Below are 21,485 nucleotides of genomic sequence, written 5' to 3' on the forward strand. Positions count from 1 at the left end.
GCCGCCGCCCTCCCGGGCCCGGAAATAGTCGCCGGCGACCACCACGACGCGACCGCGCCGGATGGCGTCCTCCATCGCCGCGGTGATGGAGGCGCCCCCGGTGCGGTCCACCACCACCAATTCCAATCCGGCCTTGCGCGCCCCGCGGGTGATCACCCACTGCATCAGGCCCGGCTGCCGGTTGGCGACCACGGTGGTGGGCACCTCATTGAGGGCGAGGACCACCGGCAGCGACGCATACGAGCCCAGGTGCGGGAACACCACCAGCGCGCCCAGGCCCGCCGGGCGGCCGGCGTCGAGGGCGGCGACGATCGGGGCGGGGTCCGCGATCGCGAACCGGCGCTGCGCGGCCGCGCGGGACGCGGTGAGAAACCAGACGCCGTCGTTGAGGTTGCGCACCAACGCGCGGTACATGGCCCGGACCGGATGCCATTTACGGGCCGACAGCTGGGCCGTCGGGTCGACGTGGTCGCGGAAGTCCTGCAGGACCTGCGAATGCAGGGCATGGCCCTTCCAATACACCAGCCGGGCCAGCACCGCCGACATGGCGTCGATGAGCCGGGCGGGCAGCGCCCGCGAGGCGGTGGAGGCCAGCAGCGCGAGGTACCGGAACAGCAGCGGGGCCCGCGTCGGCCCGGCGGGCTCGGACATCCCGACAGTTTAAGGTTCGCTGGTGACGTACTACCCGCCGCTGCCGCCCAGGCGCATCCGCAAAGTCGGTGCACCGCTGGGCGTGCTCATCGCCTTCGGCATCGTGGCCGGCCTGATCGTGATCCTGTTGACCGCGGCCAACCCGGTCGGCACCGCGATCGGGTTCGTGCTGTCCAGCCTGGGCATCGCGGTGGTGCTGCTCGCCTACCTGTGGCTGGACCGGTGGGAGCCGGAGCCGCCGCGGCTGCTGCTGCTGGCGTTCGGGTGGGGAGCGTCGCTGGCCGTGGTGGTGTCGGTGCTGCTGGAACTGTCGCTCGAGTCCTGGATCGCGCCCGGCGCCAAAACGCCCAGCGCCGCGTCCATCGCGGTCGGCGCACCGCTGATCGAGGAGGCCGCCAAGGGCCTGTTCCTGGTGGTCATGATGACCGGCCGGCGCCGCAACGAGATGAACTCGCTGACCGACTGCCTGGTCTACGCCGGGATCACCGCGGCGGGGTTCGCCTGGCTGGAAGACATCTTGTACATCGCCGACGCCGACACACTGGCCCACTCGCTGCTCACCGCGGCGATGCGGCTGGTGATGGCGCCGTTCGCCCATCCGCTGTTCACCACGATGACTGGGATCGGGGTGTTTTTCGCGCTCCGCCAACGCCATATCGCCGCCAAGATCGGCTGCGTGCTGGCCGGCTACGCCGCCGCGGTGCTGCTGCACGCGTCCTGGAACGGCTCCGCCCTACTGGGGGCGGGGGCGTACTTCTTGATCTACGTGTTCTGGATGATGCCGCTGTTCGGGCTGGCGATCACCCTGGGCCTGGTCAGCCGCCGCCGAGAGCAGCACGTCGTGGCCGACAAACTGCCCGGCATGGTGGCGGCCGGCCTGATCACCCCCAACGAAGCCACCTGGCTGGGCTCGATGCGCGACCGGAAGCTGGCGATCGCCACCGCCACGCGGATGGGCGGCCCGCCCGCCGGCACGGCGGTCAAGAATTTCTCCGCCCAGGTCGTCGAGTTGGCCTTCGTGCGGGACCGCATCGACCGCGGCTTCGGTGATCAGCGAGTGTTTGCGCTGCAAAACGAGCAGGTGCAGGCGGTCGTCGCGGCCCGGTGGGCGGCACCGATCTTGCAGTGGCTGGCTGCCTACCGGGTGCCGGCCATGCCGCGCTAATGCGCGGCGGCGTCCCAGGACCGGCCGTAGCCCACCGACACCTCCAGCGGCACGTCGAGCGGGTAGGCGCCGCCCATCTTGTCGCGGACCAGCGCCTCCAGCGGCTCCCTCTCCCCCTCGGCGACCTCGAACAGCAGCTCGTCGTGCACCTGCAGCAGCATCCGTGACGCCAGGCCGGCCTGCTGCAGTGCCTGCGCCACCTCGATCATCGCCACCTTGATGATGTCGGCGGCGCTGCCCTGGATCGGGGCGTTGAGCGCGGCCCGCTCGGCGGCCTCCCGGACCTGCCGGTTGCTGCTGTCGAGTTCCGGCAGGTAGCGGCGCCGGCCCAGCACCGTCGAGGTGTAGCCGTCCTTGCGGGCCTGATCGACCACCGCGTGCAGGTAGTCACGCACCCCGCCGAACCGGGCGAAGTAGGCGTCCATCTGGTCCTTGGCCTCTTCGGTGGAGATCTTCAGCTGCTGCGACAGCCCGTAGGCGCTCAGCCCGTAGGCCAACCCGTAGGACATCGCCTTGACCCGGCGGCGCAGCTCGGGGGTCACCTCCTCGATCGGCACCGAGAAGGCGCGGGACGCCACGAACGAGTGCAAATCTTCCCCGGTGTTGAAGGCCTCGATCAGGCCGTCGTCTTTCGACAGGTGCGCCATGATGCGCATCTCGATCTGGCTGTAGTCGGCGGTCATCAGCTCGGTGTAGCCGTCGCCGACCACGAACGCGTCGCGAATCAGCCGGCCGGCCTCGGTGCGGATCGGGATGTTCTGCAGGTTCGGTTCGGTCGACGACAGCCGGCCGGTCGCCGCGATGGTCTGGTTGAAGGTGGTGTGAATCCGACCATCTCCGGCCACCGACTTCAACAAGCCGTCCACGGTGACCTTGAGCCGGGTGACGTCGCGGTGACGCAGCAGGTGCTCTAAGAACGGGTGCCCGGTCTTGTCGAACAGCGACTGCAGGGCGTCGGCGTCGGTGGTGTAGCCGGTCTTGGTGCGTTTGGTCTTGGGCATCTCCAGCTTGTCGAACAGCACCGTCTGCAGCTGTTTGGGCGAGCCCAGGTTGATCTGTTCACCGATGACCGCGTAGGCGGCTTCGGCGGCGTCGCGGATCTGGTCACCGAATTGGCTTTGCAGCGCCTGCAGCCGGTCGAGGTCGACCGCGATGCCGGCGGTCTCCATCCCGGCCAGCACCGACTGCACCGGCAGCTCCATCTCGGACAGCAGCGCGGCCGAGTCGATCCGGGCCAGTTCGTCGTCCAGCGCGTCGGCCAGGTCGACCACCGCACGGGCCCGCAGGATCACCGTCTGCACCGCTTGGACATCCTCGCCGTCGCTGTCGTCGAGCAGCGAAAGCTGTTGGTCCTCAGAGGTTTCGGCGCGCAGCTCACGACGCAGATACCGCAGCGACAGGTCGTCGAGGGTGAAGCTGCGCTGCCCGGGCCGCACCAGGTAGGCGGCCAGCGCGGTGTCGGAGGTGACCCCGGCCAGCGTCCAACCCCGCCCGGCCAGGTCGTGCATGGCCAGCTTGGCCTCGTGCAGCGCCTTGGGCTGCGCCGGGTCGGCCAGCCAGCCGCCCAGCGCGGCATCGTCGTCGGGGGTCAGGGCCGCGGTGTCGAGGTAGCCGCCGTCGCCGTCGGCGGCGGCGATCGCCAGCGCGGTGGCGTCACCGTCGTAGGCCAGGTGGGTGCCGACCACCGCCAGCCCGGCCCGCCGACCGTCGCTGGCGTGCTCGGCCAGCCACGCCGCCACCGTGCCCGGGGCCAGCGCGCCGCCGCGCACATCGAAGCCCTCGTCGACCTCGGGTTCGACGGCCGCCAGCGTGTCGAACAGCCGGTCGCGCAGCACCCGGAACTCCAGGTCGTCGAAGAGCCGGTGGATGTGGTCACGGTCCCACGGCTTCATCTGCAGGGTGTCCGGGGTCTGCGCCAGCGGCACGTCCTTCACCAAGTCGGTGAGTTCGCGGTTGAGCACCACCGCCGCCAGGTTGGCCCGCAACGCGTCGCCGACCTTGCCCTTGACCGTGTCAACGTTGTCGACCAGGCCCTGCAGCGAGCCGTATTCGGCGATCCATTTGGTGGCGGTCTTCTCCCCCACCCCGGGGATGCCGGGCAGGTTGTCGCTGGGGTCGCCGCGCAGCGCGGCGAAATCCGGGTACTGCGCCGGGGTCAGCCCGTATTTTTCGACCACCGCCTCCGGGGTGAACCGGGTCAGCTCGCTGACCCCCTTACGCGGGTACAGCACGGTGACGTCGTCGCTGACCAGCTGCAGCGAATCCCGGTCCCCGGTGACCACCAGCACCCGGTAGCCCTCCTTCTCGGCCTGGGTGGCCAGGGTGGCGATCAGGTCGTCGGCCTCGAAGCCCGCCTCGGCGAGCACGGTGATGCCCAACGCGCCCAGCACTTCCTTGGTGATGTCGATCTGGCCGCGGAACTCGTCGGGGGTGGCCGACCGGTTGGCCTTGTACTCCGGGTACCGCTCGGCGCGGAAGGTCTGCCGGGACACATCGAACGCGGCGGCGATATGGGTGGGGGTTTCGTCGCGCAGCAGGTTGATCAACATGGCGGTGAAGCCGTAGACCGCGTTGGTGGTCAGGCCGCCCTGCGTCTTGAAGTTCTCCGCCGGCAGCGCGTAGAACGCCCGGAACGCCAGCGAATTGCCGTCCAGCAGCATGAGCGTGGGCTTGGCGGGCGCGGACGGGTCGGCGGTCGCCTTGGCGCTGGCGGTCTTGGCTGGGCTCACGGACCTAACTCTAGGCACCCCGGCAGACGTCGGATGGTGGCGCCGCGCATGCGGCTCAGACCAGCCGCCGCTCAGCGGTTATGTCGTACTCGGTGACCGACGCCGACACGAGGGCGTCTCGCTGCCCGTCGCTCGGACCGCCGCCGCGGAATGCATTGACGGCTGCCTGAGACTCCCAGCGCTCGAACACGTTGACCCGCCCAGGGTCGATCAGATCAGCCGAAACCGAGAAGTCCAGACACCCCGGTGCTTGCCGGGCCCGCTGCACGACGTAGACGCACCCATTTAAGTAGCTCTCACGCTGCTGGGGCTTGACGATAAGGTGGCCCGCGACGATTACCATTCCCGCTCCCGGTTTGCTCGACGGTGTTTCAGGGTCTGACCATCCTCGAGTGCCGAACTGATCGTCGGCATCGCCAGGCGGCAAAACTGGAACACGTTTCAGTTTCTCCGCGGTTCTCGGTACGCTGACCGGGTGCCAGACGTAGCCTCGCAACCGGCCATCGACGGGTGGTTCGCCACCGACGAATCCGGTCAAACCCATCTCATCGGCGCCAAGTGCCCGCAGTGCAGCACCTATGTGTTCCCGCCGCGCGCCAATAACTGCCCCAACCCTGCCTGTGACGGCGACGTGCTCGAGCCGGTGCCGCTGTCGCGGCGCGGCACGGTGTGGAGCTACACCGAAAACCGCTACCCGCCGCCGGCCCCCTACCCGGCGCCGGACCCGTTCGAGCCGTTCGCGATCGCCGCGGTCGAGCTGGCCGACGAGGGCCTGATCGTGCTGGGCAAGGTGGTCGACGGCACGCTGGCCGCGGACCTGAAGGTCGGCATGGAGATGGAGCTGACCACCATGCCGCTATACACCGACGACGACGGGGTCGAGCGCCTCGTCTACGCGTGGAAGAAGGTGGCCGCATGACCCCCCAGCCGGTGTACATCCTCGGTGCGGGCATGCACCCGTGGGGCAAGTGGGGTCGCGACTTCACCGAGTACGGGGTGGTCGCCGCCCGCGCCGCGCTGGCCGAGGCCGGTCTGGACTGGCGGCAGATCCAGCTAGTGGCCGGCGCCGACACCATCCGCAACGGCTACCCGGGCTTCATCGCCGGCTCGACGTTCGCCCAGAAGCTGGGCTGGAACGGGGTGCCGGTGTCGTCGTCGTACGCCGCCTGCGCGTCCGGTTCGCAGGCGCTGCAGAGCGCCCGCGCCCAGATCCTGGCCGGGTTCTGCGACGTGGCGCTGGTGATCGGCGCCGACACCACCCCCAAGGGCGCGTTCGCCCCGGTCGGCGGGGAACGCAAGAACGACCCGGACTGGCAGCGGTTCCACCTGATCGGGGCGATGAACCCGGTGTACTTCGCGTTGCTGGCCCGGCGCCGGATGGATCTGTACGGCGCCACCTCCGAGGACTTCGCCCAGGTGAAGGTGAAGAACTCCCGGCACGGCCTGCAGAACCCGAATGCCCGCTACCGCAAGGAATCCGCGGTGGAGGACGTGCTGGCCAGCCCGGTGGTCGCCGACCCGCTGCGCCAGCTCGACATCTGCGCCACCTCCGACGGCGCGGCCGCGCTGATCGTGGCCAGCGCGGAGTTCGCCCGCAAGCACCTGGGTTCGCTGGACGGGGTGCCGTCGGTGCGCGCGATCAGCACCGTCACCCCGCGCTACCCCCAGCACCTGCCCGAATTGCCGGACATTGCAACCGATTCCACCGCCGTCGCGGCCGCACCGGAGCGGGTGTTCAAGGACCAGATCCTGGACGCCGCCTACGCCGAAGCCGGGATCGGGCCCGAGGACGTCAGCCTGGCCGAGGTCTACGACCTGTCCACCGCGCTGGAGATCGACTGGTACGAGCACCTGGGGTTGTGCGCCAAGGGCGAGGGCGAGGCGCTGCTGCGCAGCGGCGCCACCACGATCGGTGGCAAAGTGCCGGTCAACCCGTCCGGTGGGCTGGCCTGCTTCGGTGAGGCCATTCCCGCCCAGGCGATCGCGCAGGTGTGCGAGCTGACCTGGCAGCTGCGGGGGACGGCCACCGGGCGCCAGGTTGAGGGCGCCACCGTCGGCGTCACCGCCAACCAGGGCCTGTTCGGGCACGGCTCCTCGGTCATCGTCGCCCGCTGAGGCTTTCGCCCGCGAGCGTGCGCAAATGTACGCCGCCAGTAGGGTCTAGCCGTACATTTGCGCGCCCTCGCGCTAGGCCATCCGGAGGTCACATTGACGGCGGTCTCACGCATTGTTGCTGGTGCTAGCGCGGCGGTGCTGACCTGCGCCGTGTCGATGTCTGGGCCGCTGGCGTGGTCGCCGGCGCGGGCCGATCCGGCGGCGCCGCCGACATTGGAGTCGATCGAGCCCCCGCCCCCGCCTCCGCGGCCGGCGGCCAGTAACACCTCCGATGAGGCTCAAATACGCCAGGTTTTCCTGGCCTCAATCGATGCCTACAACAGATCGGACTGGAACACCTGGCTCGGTAACCAGTGCGCGAGGCTCCGTCACGTCAACACCGCCGTCCTGCAGGGCATTCGCGATCGGGGCGGGCCGAACTACGCCACGATCATGTCGGTGACGGTCATGGGTAACACTGCCGACGTGACCCAGACGGATCAACTTGGGCAGGTCGACACGTTTCACATGGTGCGTGAAAACGGCTGGAAGATCTGCGGCGCCGCCTAGTCAGGCGATCGGCTAACCGCCGACACCACGTCAGGACTCGGTGCCGGGTTCCGGGGCGCCGAGGGTTTCCACCACCACCTCAGCCACCCGCTTCATCGTGGTGCGCTGGTCCATCGCGGCGCGCTGGATCCACTTGAACGCCTCCGGCTCGGTCAGGCCCTGTTTGGCCTGCAGCAGCCCCTTGGCGCGCTCGACGAGCTTGCGGGTCGCCAACCGCTCCGACAAGCTGGCGACTTCGCGTTCCAGCGCGGCGATCTCACTGAACCGGCCCACCGCCAGTTCGATGGCCGGGATCAGGTCGCTGATCGAGAACGGCTTCACCAGGTACGCCATCGCGCCGGCCTCGCGGGCCCGTTCGACCAAGTCGCGCTGGCTGAACGCCGTCAGCACCACGATCGGGGCGATGCGCTTGCTGGCGATCTCCGACGCCGCGTCGATGCCGTCGCGGCGGGGCATCTTGACGTCCATGATCACCAGGTCCGGCCGGAGCTGCTCGGCCAGGTCGACGGCCTCCTGGCCATCGCCGGCCTCCCCGACCACGTCATAGCCCTCTTCGCGCAGCATCTCGGCCAAATCCATCCGGATGAGCGTCTCGTCTTCGGCGATCAGAACCCGATGCGTGGTGGGGGCGTCGGTGTCGGTCGTGGGGCCGGTCATGACGTCATTCTGTCGCGAGTGGCGCTGATCAGCGACGCCGGGGTCACCGCGAGTTCACCCAGCTGCCATCGACTATGGTGGAGGACCGCACAGCCGCACGCCCTCGTATCCCAACTGGCAGAGGAAACGGATTCAAAACCCGTACAGTGTGAGTTCGAATCTCACCGAGGGCACTCCCGTCACTATCCGGACAAACATCCAGCTCACCAGGCTAGGCTGGGCACGTGATCAGGCGCGGCTGCGCTGCGTCGGTGGTGGCCGAGAGTCCCTACCGACGGTCGCACTGCGTCCCGGCCCGCACCCAGCACTGGGCCGAGGGATCGACGCGGCGGATGCGGGTCCTCAAGATCACGGCCTGGATCGGCGCAACGATCACCACCATCTTCGGCGTAATGCAGTTGTTCACCGGCAACGCGCTGTGGTGGATCGGCCTGATCAACCTGGCTACCGCGGTGATTTTCGCGGTGACGCCGAAGCTGTACAAATACGGTGAGCTGGTCGGCCCGCTGACCTTCATCGGCGTGGCCTACGTCGCGATCTTCGTCATCGCTTGGGCGGTGGGTACCGGAGCTGGCGCCCAGTTCTACTTCTTGGTGTCCGCGACGCTGGTGGTGTTGATCCTCGGCGTGGAGCACATCGTGCTGGCGGCCAGCCTGGCCGCGCTGGGCGCGGCGTTGACGATCGTGTTGCAGTTCTTGGCGCCGACGGACACCGGGGCCGCGCCGGCCTGGGCGCAGACGGTGAGTTTCGTGTTCACGATCATCTCGTCGTGCGTGATGGTGGTGGCGACGGTCTGGTACACGCTGCGCGAGACCGCCCGCGCCGAGGCGGCCATGGAGGCCGAATACGAACGGTCCGAGGCACTGCTGGCCAACATGTTGCCCGCCAGCATCGCCGAGCGGTTGAAGGACCCGGCCCGCGCCGTCATCGCCGACAAATACGACGACGCGTCGATCCTGTTCGCCGACATCGCCGACTTCACCGAAAACGCCAGCGACACCACCCCGGCCGACCTGGTCCGCTTCCTGGACCTGCTGTACACCGATTTCGACCTGATCGCCGAGAAACACCGGCTGGAGAAGGTCAAAACCAGCGGCGACTCGTACATGGTGGTCAGCGGGGTGCCCATCCCCCGCCCGGATCACCTTGACGCGCTGGCGAATCTGGCCCTGGACATGGCCGAGGCCGTCGCCGTGATGCAGGATCCGCACGGACGCCCGCTGCGGATCCGCATCGGTCTGGCGGCCGGGCCGGTGGTGGCCGGGGTGGTGGGCACGCGCCGCTTCTTCTACGACGTGTGGGGCGACGCCGTCAACGTCGCCTCCCGGATGGAGTCGACCGACACCGCGGGCCGCATTCAGGTGCCGCAGGACGTCTACGAACGGCTGCGGCATGCCTTTGTTTTCGAGGAACGCGGCGACGTCGCGGTCAAGGGCAAGGGCATCATGCACACCTGGTATCTGACCGGCCGCCGGCCCGCCGTCGACACCGACGGCCGCCGCCCGGAGGTGCCCCACCGCGCCGACGCACGGTGAGGCACCCGTTACACCTTGCGGTTCTCCGACTTGATCAGCCAGGCCTGCTTCTCCAGTCCGTCGATCAGCTCGTGCAGCAGGTCGGCGGTGCTGGGGTCCTCGGCGTCGACGGCGTCGTGCACGCCGCGCAGCGTGGCCACCGTCGCGTAGATACGGGTGCTGATCAGGTCGACCACGTCGGTGCTGCTGCGCTCATAGGCCGGGAACTGCGGCAACGTGGTGGTGGCGGCGACGGTGTCGGAGCGGCCGTCGGGCACCGCGTCCAGCGCCCGCAGCCGCTCGGCGATGGTGTCACTGCCCTCGCGGGCGAAGTCGACGAGCTCGTCGAGTTGCAGGTGCAGGTCACGGAAGTTGGTCCCCACGACGTTCCAGTGCGCCTGCTTACCCTGCAGATGCAGTTCAATGAGGTCCACTAACACCTGCTGCAGGTGCGCGGTGAACGTTTCGGAGACGTGGAAGCCCTGCACATCGGCGTCGGTTCGGCGGTTGGTCATCGCTGCTGTCCTTTCCCGTTGGCAATGCCTGGTCCAACGGGCCCACCAGCGCGAATATTGCGGTCGACGATGTCGGCTTGGTCACTCACACCAGCTGTTCGACCCGCTCCCGGCTTTGCTCCGGATCGGTGCCGGGCACATAGCTGGGCATCGTGTGCGCGCAGCTGGTGCCGTGGGCCACCCGGGCCTGCGCGGCCCGGAACTCCGGCAGCGGCCCCATCGCGGTGTGCAGTCCGTTGATCAAGGTCCACATCGCGGTGCGCCGCGCGGTCCGCTCGATGGGGTTGGGTGACTGGTGCATCACCATCGCGGCCGCCCATTTCGGCAGGGTGTCGCGGATGGCCCAATCCAACGCCGGGCCGATCGGGCCCAGCGGACCCGTCGGGCGAACATTCGACCCGGTCGCCATCGCGGTGCCGTGGGTGATCGCCAACCGCGGCAGATACGCCTCCAGGCACTCCAGCGTCTCGGCCTTGGTCGCCGGCAGGTCGGTGCCGCCCAACGCCTGTCCGACCCGGACGAATTCGCCGTAGTAGCGGTCGAGCTTGGCCCCGCGCAGCGGTTGCGGGTGATACAGCTCGTGCGCGGTGGCGATCCCCCAGACCACCGTCGCGTAGTTCCAGCGCAGCCAATCCGGGTCGTCGGCGTCGTAGGGCAGCCCGTCCGGCCGCACGCCCTTGACGGTGTGGTGCATCGACCGGACGGTGCGGGCGGCCCGCTCGGCGGTCTCGGTGGAGCCGTAGGCGGTGGCGATGAAGAACGACAACGAGTGTCCCAGCCGCACTTTGGCGCCTTCGGGATCGATCCGCCCGGTCACCTCCCCGGTTTCATCGCGCTCGACGATGCGGGAGTGGTCGACGCCCATCCAGAAGATGCTGGGATCGAACCGCTCGATGTAGGCCGCGCATTGCAGCCCGAACAGCAGCGCCGGGAAGTGGGAGTGCACGTGCCACACCGCGCTGCCCGGCCCGAACCAGCCCGGATCACCGGCCGGGCCGGCGAACTCCAGGCCGCGGAAATAGCGGCTGCGCACCTGCTTGTCGAAGAACCCGTTGAGCTGATGTCCGAGCAGCTGATGCGGCAACACGATCTGCATGACGAGCCCTTTCCGGTTTTGAATACGCCCGTTGTCACGATACTCGTCTGGATACACCCGTGGCCAGACCTTGGGAAAGATAGGCTGGGTCGATGTCGAGCCCGACCCGCTGGGCCGGCGTGTCGTTGACCGACCGCCGGGCCGAGCGGCGTGGGCTGCTGATCGACGCCGCGTTTCGCCTGTTCGGGGCCGGCGGCGAGGCCGCGGTGTCGGTGCGGTCGGTGTGCCGCGAATGCGCCCTGCACACCCGCTACTTCTACGAGAGCTTCACCGACACCGACGAGTTGCTCGGCGCGGTGTACGACCGGGTGGCCGCCGAGTTGATCGCGCAGGTCGAAGCTGCGGTGACCGCGGCGGGCGACGACGATCGGGCGCGGATGCGGGCCGGGGTGCGTGCGGTGCTCGGGTTCAGCTCGGCCGATCCGCGCCGGGGCCGGGTGCTGTTCACCGAGGCCCGTGCCAACCCGGTGCTGGTGGGTCGGCGGGCGATCGCGCAGGAGGGGCTGCGCGAGCTGGTGCTCACCGAGGTCGATCCGCACGCCGACCCGGTGGCCGCGCAGGTCGGTGCGGCGATGTATACCGGCGCGATGGCCGAGCTCGCCCAGCAGTGGCTGGCCGGCAACCTCGGCGACGACCTGGACGCGGTGACCGAGCACGCCGTCCGGCTGGTGGCGCCGCCGCGCTGACGCGGGCCACCTCCGCGAGCAGACGCAGATTCGCACTCCCGCCGTCCCCGGCGTGCGAATCTGCGTCTGCTCGCCGGGGTTACTTGTCCAGCCCGTGCTCGATGGCGTACCGGGTCAACTCCACCCGGTTGGCGACCTGCAGCTTCCGAAACGTCGCCTGGACATGGTTTTCCACGGTGCGATGGCTCAGCGACAGCTTCGTGGCGATCTGCCGGGCCGATAATCCCTTCGCGACATAGCGCAGCACTTCGGTTTCCCGTGCGGACAGCCGCGGCGCGCCCGGCCCGGCATCGGGTTCGGCCGCGATGCGCCGGTACTCCCCCAACACCAAACCGGCCAGCCCCGGGGTGAACACCGCACGCCCGGCGGCGGTGGCCCGCACCGCCTCGGCCAGTTCGGTTTTCGACGCGCTTTTCACCAGATACCCGGTCGCGCCGGCCTTGACGGCGTCCAGCACGTCGTCGCGTTCGTCGGAGGCCGACAGCACCAGCACACGGGTGGCCGGCGACACCGTCAGCACCTCCGTGGTGGCCTGCGCGCCGTTGCCGTCGGCCAATTGCATATCCATCACCACTACGTCGGGCTTGACCACGGCGGCCCGGCGCCGCGCCGCGGCCACCCCGTCGGCGGTGGCGACCACGGTAAACCCGTCCTCGGCCAGGTCGCGGGCCACCGCGTCCCGCCAGATCGGATGGTCGTCGACCACCATCACCGACAGCGTCACCGGATCAGCCACGGCGACCACCTCGACGCGGCACGCTGAGCTCCCATTCGGTTCCTTCGCCGACGTCGGTGGTCAGCTCCGCGGTGCCGCCCAGCGACACCAGCCGTCCCACAATCGACTTCGAGACCCCGACCCGGCCCTGCCGGGACGCCTCCTCCAACCGGCCGGCGGCGATCCCCACGCCGTCGTCGCGAACGCTGACCGTCACGGTATCCCCCAGATCTTCCAGCAAGACGAATGCGCGGGCGTCCGGCCCGGCGTGGGACCGGACATTGTCGAGGGCATTGCCCACCGCGGCGTCCAACTCGACGGCCACACCGCGCTCTAGCGGCACCGCGGTGCCCGGCAAACTCATCGAGACACCGGTGGCCTCCCGGCGACTCAGCAAGGTCCGCAGGTCCACCACCGTCGCCTCGCCGTCGTGGTCGACGTCGACCGAGGTCACCCAGCGGCGCAGCGCACCCTCCTGTTCCCCGGCCAACTCCGCCAATTCCGCGGTGGCGCCGCCGATTTCGCGGCCGCGCTTGGCGACCAACGCCAGCACCTGGATCACGCCGTCATGCACGCGGCGCGACACCCGTTCCCGCTCCTGGAATGCCGCCGACAGCCGGGCCGCCCGCTCGAGCTCGGCGTGGGCGCGCCGCGCGGTCTGGGCGGCCATCCCGACCCCCAGGGCGACGGCCAACTCGATCACGATCGTCGCGTCGCGGCCCAGGTTGTAGTTGACGTGGCCCTTGAGCGTGACGCTGGCGGCCATCACCGCCAGGCCGGTCAGCATCCCGCCGACCGAGCCGAATTGGATCGCCGCCGACACCGTGGCGTTGGTGGCCCACAACGTCGTCGGCCAGGACTGGTTGCTCAGCGCCCACGCCCGCGAGGCCACCACGTCGGTGGACAACACCAGCGCCACCACCACCGCGAGCTCGGCGAGCACCCAGGCCGGCCGGCGGCCGAACCCCCGCAGGTAGGCGACCGCGCAGGCCGCGCTCCAGCCGATCAACACCGCGAACAGCAGCCAGGCCAGCAGCGGCCGCTGCAGATCCGAGTTGACCGCGATCTGAAACCCCAGCGCGTACACGCAGCTCAGCAGCCGGAACACCTGCGCGGCCCGCCACAGCGGCGCCGTCGGGTCAGGCCCGCGATCCGCCAGCATGGGCAAAGCATAAGGGGCCGGGCGGGGCCGTCGGCGCAGATGATTTAGTGGTCCCCATGAAGCAGTTTGCCGCCATGTTCGTCTCCCTCACCGGCGCCGTCCTCACCGTCAACGGGTACCGGCCGGTGACCAAACGGGGCTACCCGTCGCTGTATGCGTTCGCGTTGGGGTTGTTCGCCAGCGAGCTGCCGCTGCAGCTCATCGCCGCCCAGTCGGCGGCGCTGTCCCTGGTGTCGCGGCGGCTGTCGCCGCGGGTCCGGCGCTTCACCTGGCTGGTGAGCGTCCTGTCCTGGCTGGGGCTGCTCGGGCTGCACCGCGCCGGGCGCGCGTCCAATGCGCCGCTGACGGCCGCGCTGGATGCCGAACTGGGCACCGACCGGCGCACCGCGTCCGCCGACATCTGGAAGCGGCCCGCACCGGGCGGGGCGACCGCCAAAAAACCCGGGGTGGTGCGCATGCTGCGGATCTACCGCGACTACGCCCACGACTCCGATGTCGCCTACGGCGCCTACGGCAGCCGAAACCATCTCGACATCTGGCGTCGTCCCGACCTGGACCGCGGCGGTCGCGCGCCGGTGCTGCTGCAGGTGCCCGGCGGCGCGTGGATGCTGGGCAGCAAACGCGGGCAGGCGCATCCGTTGCTGAGCCACCTGGCCGAGCTGGGCTGGGTGTGCGTGTCGATCAACTACCGGCTCAGCCCGCGTTCGACGTGGCCGGATCACATTGTCGACGTCAAACGTGCGATCGCCTGGACCAAGGAGCACATCGCCGAGTACGGCGGCGACCCGGACTGGATCGCGATCACCGGCGGCTCGGCCGGCGGTCACCTGTCGTCGCTGGCCGCGCTGACCCCCAACGACCCGCAGTTTCAGCCGGGTTTCGAAGACGCCGACACCCGGGTGCAGGCCGCGGTCCCGTTCTACGGCATCTACGACTTCACCCGCGACGACGATTCGATGCACCCGCAGTTGGTGCCGACCGTGCAGCGCTACGTGTTCAAGCAGAGCCGGCGCAAGTTTCCCGACGTGTACCAGGCGGCGTCGCCGATCAGCTACGTCTCGCCCGACGCGCCACCGTTTTTCGTGCTGCACGGCACCAACGATTCGCTGATCCCGGTGGAGCAGGCGCGTAGCTTCACCGCGCGGCTGCGCGAACACAGCACGGCGCCGGTCGTCTACGCCGAGTTGCCGTACGCCCAGCATGCGTTCGACATCTTCAGTTCGCCGCGCGCGGCGCACGCCGCGGTGGCGGTCGAGCAGTTTCTCGCCGAGATCTACGCTCCGCAAAGCGCGGCACGCCGCTCGGCCTGACCGGGGACCCGGCGCGGACACGGCGCGATAAGGCAGCGAATACCCCCGCCGAAAATTGCCGGAACTGTCAAACTGGGGGCATGGAAACTCCGGCTGTGCCAAATTTGTTGCCGCATCTGTGGAAGTCCACCCTGGTATCGGGCGTGCTGGCGCTGATCCTGGGCGTCCTGGTCTTGGTCTGGCCCGGCGATAGCATCATCGCCGCCGCGATCCTGTTCGGTGTCTATCTGCTGGTCACCGGCGCCGCACAGGTGTTTTTCGCGTTCAGCTTGCATATCACCGCCGGCGGGCGGGTGCTGTTGTTCATCAGCGGTGCGGCGTCGCTGGTGTTGGCGGTGTTGTGCTTCCGACACTTCGGTGAGGGCTACGCGATTCTGTTGCTCGCGATCTGGATTGGGGTCGGGTTCATCTTCCGGGGCGTGGCCACCACGGTCTCGGCGATCAGCGACCCGGGGCTGCCCGGGCGTGGCTGGGAGATCTTCGTCGGGGTGATCAGCCTGTTGGCCGGCATCGTGATGCTCGCCTCACCCTTCGAATCCCTGGGGATACTCACGCTGGTCGTCGGTATCTGGCTGGTGATCATCGGCGTCTTCGAGATCGCCTCGTCGTTCGGCATCCGTCGCGCCTCGAAGAAAGTCGACGAGGTGCTCTCGGGTCCCTAGCCCACCGAACGGACCGCACCGTTACCTAGACAACAGTTCTCTAGTGCCGAGCCGACCCAACTACTACACTGCGTCGTAGCTAACCGGGAGGTGCCAGATGGACGTCGTCGACGTGTCGCGGTGGCAGTTCGGGATCACCACCGTCTACCACTTCATCTTCGTGCCGCTCACGATCGGGCTGGCCCCCCTGGTCGCGGTGATGCAGACGGTGTGGGTGGCCACCGGCAACCCGGCCTGGTATCGGCTGACCAAGTTCTTCGGCAAGCTGTTTTTGATCAACTTCGCGGTCGGGGTGGCCACCGGGATCGTGCAGGAATTCCAGTTCGGGATGAACTGGAGCGAGTATTCGCGGTTCGTCGGCGACGTGTTCGGCGCCCCGTTGGCGATGGAGGGGCTGGCGGCCTTCTTCTTCGAATCCACCTTCATCGGGCTGTGGATCTTCGGCTGGGGTCGGCTGCCCCGACTGGTGCATCTGGTGTGTATCTGGATCGTCGCGATCGCGACCAACGCGTCGGCGTTCTTCATCATCGCCGCCAACTCGTTTATGCAGCATCCGGTCGGCGCCCACTACAACCCGGCCACCAAACGCGCCGAGCTGGACAGCATCCTGGCGCTGTTCACCAACAACACTGCGCGAGCCGCGTTTTCCCACGCGGTGGCCGGCGCGTTCTTGACGGCGGGGACCTTCGTGGCCGCGGTGTGCGCCTGGTGGATGGTCCGCTCCCGGGCCGGGGTGGCCGCCGGCGACACCGACGCGCCGGCCGCCGACACCGACGCCCGCACCATGTATCGCCCGGCGGCCCTGCTGGGCTGCGGGGTTGCGTTGATTGCCGCGGTCGGCTTGTTTTTCACCGGCGACGCGCAGGGCAAGCTGATGTTTCATCAGCAACCGATGAAGATGGCGTCGGCGGAGTCGTTGTGCGACACCGCCACCGACCCCAATTTCTCCGTGCTGACCGTAGGCAGGCAGAACAACTGCGACCACCTCACCCGGGTGATCGAAGTGCCCTATGTGCTGCCGTTTTTGGCCGAAGGCCGGTTTCACGACGTGACGTTGCAGGGTGTGCGCGATATGCAGCGCAACTACGTGGATCGCTTCGGCCCCAACGACTACCGGCCCAATCTGTTCGTCACCTACTGGTCGTTCCGGGCGATGATCGGGCTGCTGCTGGTTCCGGTGTTGTTCGCGCTGACCGTGTTGTGGCTGACCCGCAGTGGGCGCATCCCGAATCAGCGCTGGTTCTCCTGGTTTGCGCTGCTGACCATTCCCACCCCGTTTTTGGCCAACAGCGCCGGATGGATCTTCACCGAGATGGGCCGCCAGCCGTGGGTCGTGGTGCCCAACCCGACCGGCGACCAGGATGTCCGGCTCACCGTCGCCGAAGGGGTGTCGCGGCACGCCGCCGGCATGGTGGTGACCTCGCTGGTGGTGTTCACCCTGGTCTACGCGGTGCTCGCGGTGATCTGGTTCTGGCTGCTGCAGCGCTACATCGCCGAAGGACCGCAGGAACACGATGCCGAACCGGCGCCGCCCGCCCCGCCGGGCGCCGACGACGTCGCGCCGCTGTCGTTTGCCTACTGAACGCAGGGAGGTACAAACCCGTGGGACTTCAAGAACTGTGGTTCATCCTGGTTGCGGTGCTGTTCCTGGGGTTTTTCATCCTGGAGGGCTTCGACTTCGGGGTGGGCATGCTGATGGCCCCGTTCGGCCGGGTGGGAGCCGGCGACCCGGAGGCGCATCGCCGGGCCGCACTGAACACCATCGGCCCGGTCTGGGACGGCAACGAGGTGTGGCTGATCACCGCCGGCGGCGCGATGTTCGCGGCGTTTCCCGGCTGGTACGCGTCGGTGTTCTCCACCCTGTACCTGCCGTTGCTGGCGATCCTGTTCGGGATGATCGTGCGCGTCGTGGCGATCGAATGGCGCGGCAAGATCGACGATCCAAAGTGGCGGGCCTGGGCGGATTTCGGGATCGCCGCCGGGTCCTGGCTGCCGGCGATCCTGTGGGGGGTGGCGTTCGCGGTGCTGGTCCGCGGGCTGCCGGTGGACGCCGACCACCAGGTGCACCTGTCGGTCACCGACGTGATCAACGCCTACACCCTGCTGGGCGGGCTGGCCACCGGTGGGTTGTTCCTGTTCTACGGCGCGGTGTTCGTAGCGGTGAAGACCGCCGGCGCGATCCGCGACGACGCGCACCGGTTCGCGGTGTGGTTGTCGCTGCCGGTGACGGCGCTGGTCGCGGTCTTCGGGGTGTGGACCCAGGTGGCGCACGGCACCGGGTGGACCTGGCTGGCGCTGGGGATCGCGGTGCTGGCGCAGCTGGCCGCGGTGGCGGTGGTGTGGCGCCGGGTCTCCGACGGCTGGGCGTTCGCGTGCACCGCGGTGGTGGTGGCGGCGGTGGTCACCATCCTGTTCGGTGCGCTGTATCCGAACCTGGTGCCGTCCACGTTGAACCCGGACTGGAGCCTGACGATCTACAACGCGTCGTCGACGCCGTACACGCTCAAGATCATGACGTGGGCGGCGGTGATCTTCGCCCCGCTGGCCATGGTGTACCAGGGCTGGACGTATTGGGTGTTTCGGCAACGGATCTCCGCTGAACAGATTCCGGCGTCGATCGGGCTGGCCAGGCAGGCATCCTGAACGCCAGCCGCGCACCGCTAGACCCGCGCCTGTGGCGGGCCTCGGTGGCGGTGCGCCGCCTGCTGGTCGCCACGGTGGGCTGCGGTGTGGTGATCTCGGGCTGCGCGGTCGCCTCGGCGATCGTGTTGGCGCACATCGTCGCTCACGTGATCACCGATCCGTCGGCCCGCAGCCTCGGCGACTGGGCACCGCTGTTGACGCTGCTGGTTGTGCTGTGGATCGTGCGCACCGCCGCGCACTGGTGGCAGGCCCGGGTCGGTCAGCGCGGCGCCAGCGCGGTGATCGCCGAGCTGAGCGGTCGGGTGCTGGCCGCGGTCACCGCCCGGGACCCGCGGGAGCTGGCACACCGCCGCGACGCCGCGGCCACGGTGGTGACCCGCGGACTCGACGGCCTGCGCCCGTATTTCACCGGGTACCTGCCGGCGCTGCTGCTGGCCGCGATCCTGACCCCGGCCACCGCGGCGGTGATCGCGGTCTACGACCTGAAGGCGGCCGCGATCGTGGCGGTCACCTTGCCGCTGATCCCGCTCTTCATGGTGCTGATCGGCATGGCCACCGCGGAACGTTCGGCGGCCGCGTTGGACGCGATGACCGCGCTGCAGGCCCGGCTGCTGGATCTCATCGCCGGCATCCCCACCCTGCGGGCGCTCGGGCGCGCCACCGGCCCGGAGCGGCGCATCGCCGAACTCTCAGCCGCGCACCGCCGTTCGGCGATGGCCACCCTGCGGATCGCGTTCCTGTCCGCGCTGGTGCTGGAACTGCTGGCCACGCTCGGGGTGGCACTGGTCGCGGTCAGCATCGGTTTGCGGTTGGTGTTCGGGGCCATGAGCCTGCCCGCCGGCCTGACCGTGTTGCTGCTGGTGCCGGACGTGTATTGGCCGCTGCGCCGCATCGGGGTGGAGTTCCACGCCGCCCAGGACGGCCGCGCGGCGGCCGATAAGGCGTTCGCGCTGATCGACGAGCCGACCCGAGCTGCGCGGGGACGACGCACCGTCGGTGCGCGCGGCGCGGCGATCCGCATCGAGCGGCTCAGCGTCGCCGGCCGGGACGGCGACGCCCCCGATGAGCTCAGCGCGCTGATCGAGCCCGGACAGCTGACCGTGCTGACCGGGCCGAACGGCGCGGGAAAATCCACCACCCTCGCGGCCATCGCCGGGCTCACCGCCCCGACCGCGGGTCACATCACGGTGGCCGGCGTCGACATCGCCGACCTCGACCCCACGGCATGGTGGCCACAACTGTCCTGGCTGCCGCAGCGCCCGGCCCTGATCCCGGGCACCGTCGCCGCCAACCTGGCCCTGTTCGGCGACCTTGCCGATGTCGACACCGCCTGCACGGCAGCGGGTTTCGATGAGGTGGTAGCGCAGCTGCCCAACGGACTGCACACCGTGCTGGGTCGCGGCGGGGTGGGGCTGTCGCTGGGGCAGCGGCAACGGCTGGGCCTGGCCCGCGCGCTCGGGTCGGCGGCGCCGGTGCTGCTGCTCGATGAGCCGACCGCGCACCTGGACCCGGCCACCGAGGCGCGGGTGTTGCGGGCGCTGGTCGCGCGGGCCCGGGCGGGGGCGACGGTGGTGGTGGTCGGGCATCGCGAGCCGGTCCTGGCCGTCGGGGACCAGGTGGTCACGGTGCGCCACGAAAGCGACGTGCAGCATGCGCCGGTCTGATCCGCTGCGGACCGCGGCCGCGACGCTGCTGCGGCCGCGGCTGCCCCGGCTGCTGCTGGCGATCGGGTTGGGGGTGTTGTCGCTGTCCAGCGCGTTGGCGTTGGCCGGGGTGTCGGCCTGGCTGATCACCCGCGCCTGGCAGATGCCCCCGGTGCTGGACCTGTCGGTCGCGGTGGTCGCGGTGCGCGCATTCGCGATCGCTCGCGGCGTCCTGCACTACTGCGAGCGGCTGGCCACCCACGACACCGCGCTGCGCGCCGCCGGCACCGCCCGCACGCACATCTACCACCGGTTGGCCCACGGGCCGGTGGCGGTCACCGCGCGGCTGCACAGCGGGGAGCTGGTGGCGCGCGTGGGTGTCGACGTCGACCAGTTGGCCGACGTTTTGGTGCGCGCCCTGCTGCCGATCGGGGTCGCGGCGGCGCTCGGCGTGGCCGCGGTGACGGCGATCGCGCTGATCAACCCGGCCGCCGCCGCGGTTTTGGCGGTGTGCCTGCTGGTGGCCGGGGTGCTGGCGCCGCGGCTGTCCGCCCGGGCCGCCGTCGCCCAGGAAGAGGTTGCCCGACAGCATCTCGCCGACCGTGACAGGTCGGCCATGCTGGCGCTGGAACACGCCCCCGAGCTGCGGATCGGCGGCGTCCTGCCCGCGGTGATCACCGAATCCCAGCGCCGACAACACGACTGGGCCGAGGCCGTCGACGCCGCCGCGAAACCCGCGGCGATCGCCGCGGCCATGCCCACCGCCGCGATCGGGGTCAGCGTGCTGGGCGCGCTGCTGGCCGGGATCGCGATCGCACCCGCGGTCGCCCCCACCACGCTGGCGGTGCTGATGTTGTTGCCGCTGTCGGCCTTTGAGGCGACCACCGCGTTGCCGGCCGCCGCGATCCAGCTGACCCGGTCGCGCATCGCCGCGCGCCGGCTGCTCGACCTGACGCCCGAAGACACTCCGGCCGCGCGCCCGGCCGCCGTGCCGGCCTCGCCCGCACCGACCCGCCGGCTCGAGGCGGCGGTGCGGACCGGTTACCGTGCGCAGCATGCGGTCGAGGTGGCCGTGGAGCTGCCGCCCGGCGCCAGGCTCGCGGTCACCGGCCCCAGCGGCACCGGCAAGACGACGCTGCTGATGACCCTCGCCGGCCTGGTGCCGCCGCTGGAGGGCGAGGTGGCATTGGACGGTACCGCGCTGCACCAGCTGGACGAGGCCGAATTGCGCACCGCCGTCGGCTTTTTTGCCGAGGACGCGCACATCTTCGCCACCACCGTTCGGGACAACCTGCTGGTGGCCCGCGGGGACTGCGCCGACGACGAGCTGATCACCGCGCTGGACCGGGTCGGGCTCGGCCCGTGGCTGGCCGGCCTTCCCGACGGGCTGGCCACCGTGTTGTCCGGCGGCGCGCACGCGCTGTCGGCGGGTCAACTCCGCCGCGTGCCGCTGGCGCGGGCCCTGGTCGCGCCGGCACGGCGTGGGCTGCTCGTTGGACCCACCCGCGCCCCCCGCGCCCCCGCCGAGCAGGCCCCCGTCCCGCCCGCCGAATACGACCCGGTCACCTATGAACAGCTGACCGAGATGGTACCGGTGAGCAGCGTGGGCACCGTGGTCTCCTGGAGCTGGCAGCCGGCGCCGCTGCAGGGCCAGCCGCTGGACCGCCCGTTCG

General features: G+C 69.7%; 20 protein-coding genes and 1 tRNA gene. 13 read left to right on the forward strand and 8 right to left on the reverse strand.

Annotated elements, in window-relative coordinates:
* Positions 1-651: LpxL/LpxP family acyltransferase (locus BKN37_RS15255; RefSeq protein WP_131823614.1), on the reverse strand; the 651-nt coding region annotated here is incomplete at its 3' end.
* 22 nt (positions 652-673) lie between these two features.
* Here BKN37_RS15255 and BKN37_RS15260 point away from each other — a divergent pair.
* On the forward strand, positions 674-1,816 hold the full coding sequence (locus BKN37_RS15260; protein ID WP_242657259.1) for a PrsW family intramembrane metalloprotease: 1,143 nt from the start codon (positions 674-676) through the stop codon (positions 1,814-1,816).
* Here the strand turns inward: BKN37_RS15260 and polA are convergent.
* A complete protein-coding gene (polA, locus tag BKN37_RS15265) occupies positions 1,813-4,476 on the reverse strand; it encodes a DNA polymerase I (RefSeq protein WP_095407103.1) in 2,664 nt (887 codons plus the stop codon). The two genes, BKN37_RS15260 and polA, sit on opposite strands and share 4 nt — an antisense overlap.
* Positions 4,477-4,600: 124 nt before the next feature.
* Complete coding sequence (locus BKN37_RS15270) at positions 4,601-4,888, reverse strand: putative quinol monooxygenase (RefSeq protein ID WP_071027302.1); 288 nt, start codon at positions 4,886-4,888, stop codon at positions 4,601-4,603.
* Positions 4,889-5,020: 132 nt separating this feature from the next.
* On the opposite strand from BKN37_RS15270, the gene BKN37_RS15275 reads away from it, so the two are divergent.
* The 3 genes from BKN37_RS15275 (at position 5,021) to BKN37_RS15285 (ending at position 7,209) form a co-directional block, all read left to right on the forward strand.
* Positions 5,021-5,464 (forward strand): Zn-ribbon domain-containing OB-fold protein, encoded by a 444-nt coding sequence (locus BKN37_RS15275; RefSeq protein WP_071027305.1) that lies wholly within the window; start codon positions 5,021-5,023, stop codon positions 5,462-5,464.
* Positions 5,461-6,660 (forward strand): lipid-transfer protein, encoded by a 1,200-nt coding sequence (locus BKN37_RS15280; RefSeq protein WP_071027307.1) that lies wholly within the window; start codon positions 5,461-5,463, stop codon positions 6,658-6,660. Before BKN37_RS15275 ends, BKN37_RS15280 begins: the two co-directional genes overlap by 4 nt.
* A gap of 135 nt (positions 6,661-6,795) precedes the next feature.
* Complete coding sequence (locus BKN37_RS15285; protein ID WP_071027309.1) at positions 6,796-7,209, forward strand: hypothetical protein; 414 nt, start codon at positions 6,796-6,798, stop codon at positions 7,207-7,209.
* A 30-nt stretch (positions 7,210-7,239) separates the two neighbouring features.
* Here BKN37_RS15285 and BKN37_RS15290 read toward each other — a convergent pair whose 3' ends face one another.
* A complete protein-coding gene (locus BKN37_RS15290; protein ID WP_071027311.1) occupies positions 7,240-7,866 on the reverse strand; it encodes an ANTAR domain-containing response regulator in 627 nt (208 codons plus the stop codon).
* Between the two features lie 99 nt (positions 7,867-7,965).
* Here BKN37_RS15290 and BKN37_RS15295 point away from each other — a divergent pair.
* Positions 7,966-8,039 (forward strand) — tRNA-Leu (locus BKN37_RS15295).
* A gap of 51 nt (positions 8,040-8,090) precedes the next feature.
* Positions 8,091-9,401, forward strand: a complete 1,311-nt coding sequence (locus BKN37_RS15300) for an adenylate/guanylate cyclase domain-containing protein (RefSeq protein WP_423212799.1) — start codon at positions 8,091-8,093, stop codon at positions 9,399-9,401.
* Positions 9,402-9,409: 8 nt separating this feature from the next.
* Here BKN37_RS15300 and BKN37_RS15305 read toward each other — a convergent pair whose 3' ends face one another.
* Both BKN37_RS15305 and BKN37_RS15310 read right to left on the reverse strand, forming a co-directional pair.
* Positions 9,410-9,895 carry a Dps family protein gene (locus tag BKN37_RS15305; RefSeq protein ID WP_071027315.1) on the reverse strand — a complete coding sequence of 162 codons (486 nt, stop codon included), beginning with the start codon at positions 9,893-9,895 and terminating at the stop codon, positions 9,410-9,412.
* 85 nt (positions 9,896-9,980) lie between these two features.
* Positions 9,981-10,985, reverse strand: a complete 1,005-nt coding sequence (locus BKN37_RS15310) for an oxygenase MpaB family protein (protein ID WP_071027327.1) — start codon at positions 10,983-10,985, stop codon at positions 9,981-9,983.
* 98 nt (positions 10,986-11,083) lie between these two features.
* Here BKN37_RS15310 and BKN37_RS15315 point away from each other — a divergent pair, with 98 nt between their 5' ends.
* Positions 11,084-11,677 carry a TetR/AcrR family transcriptional regulator gene (locus BKN37_RS15315; RefSeq protein ID WP_071027317.1) on the forward strand — a complete coding sequence of 198 codons (594 nt, stop codon included), beginning with the start codon at positions 11,084-11,086 and terminating at the stop codon, positions 11,675-11,677.
* Between the two features lie 79 nt (positions 11,678-11,756).
* Here BKN37_RS15315 and BKN37_RS15320 read toward each other — a convergent pair whose 3' ends face one another.
* Both BKN37_RS15320 and macS read right to left on the reverse strand, forming a co-directional pair.
* Positions 11,757-12,386: a response regulator gene (locus BKN37_RS15320; protein ID WP_095407104.1), complete on the reverse strand. Its 630-nt coding sequence runs from the start codon at positions 12,384-12,386 to the stop codon at positions 11,757-11,759.
* A gap of 19 nt (positions 12,387-12,405) precedes the next feature.
* Positions 12,406-13,554, reverse strand: a complete 1,149-nt coding sequence (gene macS, locus BKN37_RS15325; RefSeq protein ID WP_071027319.1) for a MacS family sensor histidine kinase — start codon at positions 13,552-13,554, stop codon at positions 12,406-12,408.
* 56 nt (positions 13,555-13,610) lie between these two features.
* On the opposite strand from macS, the gene BKN37_RS15330 reads away from it, so the two are divergent.
* The 6 genes from BKN37_RS15330 to cydC all read left to right on the forward strand — a co-directional run.
* Complete coding sequence (locus tag BKN37_RS15330) at positions 13,611-14,864, forward strand: alpha/beta hydrolase (RefSeq protein ID WP_071027321.1); 1,254 nt, start codon at positions 13,611-13,613, stop codon at positions 14,862-14,864.
* Between the two features lie 80 nt (positions 14,865-14,944).
* Positions 14,945-15,526, forward strand: coding sequence for an HdeD family acid-resistance protein (locus BKN37_RS15335; protein ID WP_083341815.1), 582 nt, complete (start codon positions 14,945-14,947; stop codon positions 15,524-15,526).
* A gap of 97 nt (positions 15,527-15,623) precedes the next feature.
* The gene (locus tag BKN37_RS15340) at positions 15,624-17,108 is read left to right on the forward strand and encodes a cytochrome ubiquinol oxidase subunit I (RefSeq protein ID WP_071027323.1); all 1,485 of its coding nucleotides are present in this window, start codon (positions 15,624-15,626) and stop codon (positions 17,106-17,108) included.
* Between the two features lie 20 nt (positions 17,109-17,128).
* Positions 17,129-18,169 (forward strand): cytochrome d ubiquinol oxidase subunit II, encoded by a 1,041-nt coding sequence (gene cydB, locus BKN37_RS15345; RefSeq protein ID WP_071027325.1) that lies wholly within the window; start codon positions 17,129-17,131, stop codon positions 18,167-18,169.
* Between the two features lie 50 nt (positions 18,170-18,219).
* The gene (cydD, locus tag BKN37_RS15350) at positions 18,220-19,833 is read left to right on the forward strand and encodes a thiol reductant ABC exporter subunit CydD (RefSeq protein ID WP_071027333.1); all 1,614 of its coding nucleotides are present in this window, start codon (positions 18,220-18,222) and stop codon (positions 19,831-19,833) included.
* Positions 19,820-21,485, forward strand: a 1,666-nt coding sequence (gene cydC / locus BKN37_RS15355; protein ID WP_083341816.1) for a thiol reductant ABC exporter subunit CydC, incomplete at its 3' end; no start/stop codon positions are given. The genes cydD and cydC, both read left to right, overlap by 14 nt.

The organism is Mycobacterium talmoniae, assembly GCF_001854525.1.
Classification (GTDB): Bacteria; Actinomycetota; Actinomycetes; order Mycobacteriales; family Mycobacteriaceae; genus Mycobacterium; species Mycobacterium talmoniae.

Excerpts from the sequence above, each read along its gene's own strand:
- polA (WP_095407103.1), bottom strand. The coding sequence starts at position 4,476 with ATGCTGCTGGACGGCAATTCGCTGGCGTTCCGGGCGTTCTACGCGCTG.
- BKN37_RS15270 (WP_071027302.1), bottom strand. The coding sequence starts at position 4,888 with ATGGTAATCGTCGCGGGCCACCTTATCGTCAAGCCCCAGCAGCGTGAG.
- BKN37_RS15280 (WP_071027307.1), top strand. The coding sequence starts at position 5,461 with ATGACCCCCCAGCCGGTGTACATCCTCGGTGCGGGCATGCACCCGTGG.
- BKN37_RS15290 (WP_071027311.1), bottom strand. The coding sequence starts at position 7,866 with ATGACCGGCCCCACGACCGACACCGACGCCCCCACCACGCATCGGGTT.
- BKN37_RS15305 (WP_071027315.1), bottom strand. The coding sequence starts at position 9,895 with ATGACCAACCGCCGAACCGACGCCGATGTGCAGGGCTTCCACGTCTCC.
- BKN37_RS15315 (WP_071027317.1), top strand. The coding sequence starts at position 11,084 with ATGTCGAGCCCGACCCGCTGGGCCGGCGTGTCGTTGACCGACCGCCGG.
- BKN37_RS15320 (WP_095407104.1), bottom strand. The coding sequence starts at position 12,386 with ATGGTGGTCGACGACCATCCGATCTGGCGGGACGCGGTGGCCCGCGAC.
- macS (WP_071027319.1), bottom strand. The coding sequence starts at position 13,554 with ATGCTGGCGGATCGCGGGCCTGACCCGACGGCGCCGCTGTGGCGGGCC.
- BKN37_RS15330 (WP_071027321.1), top strand. The coding sequence starts at position 13,611 with ATGAAGCAGTTTGCCGCCATGTTCGTCTCCCTCACCGGCGCCGTCCTC.
- BKN37_RS15335 (WP_083341815.1), top strand. The coding sequence starts at position 14,945 with ATGGAAACTCCGGCTGTGCCAAATTTGTTGCCGCATCTGTGGAAGTCC.
- BKN37_RS15340 (WP_071027323.1), top strand. The coding sequence starts at position 15,624 with ATGGACGTCGTCGACGTGTCGCGGTGGCAGTTCGGGATCACCACCGTC.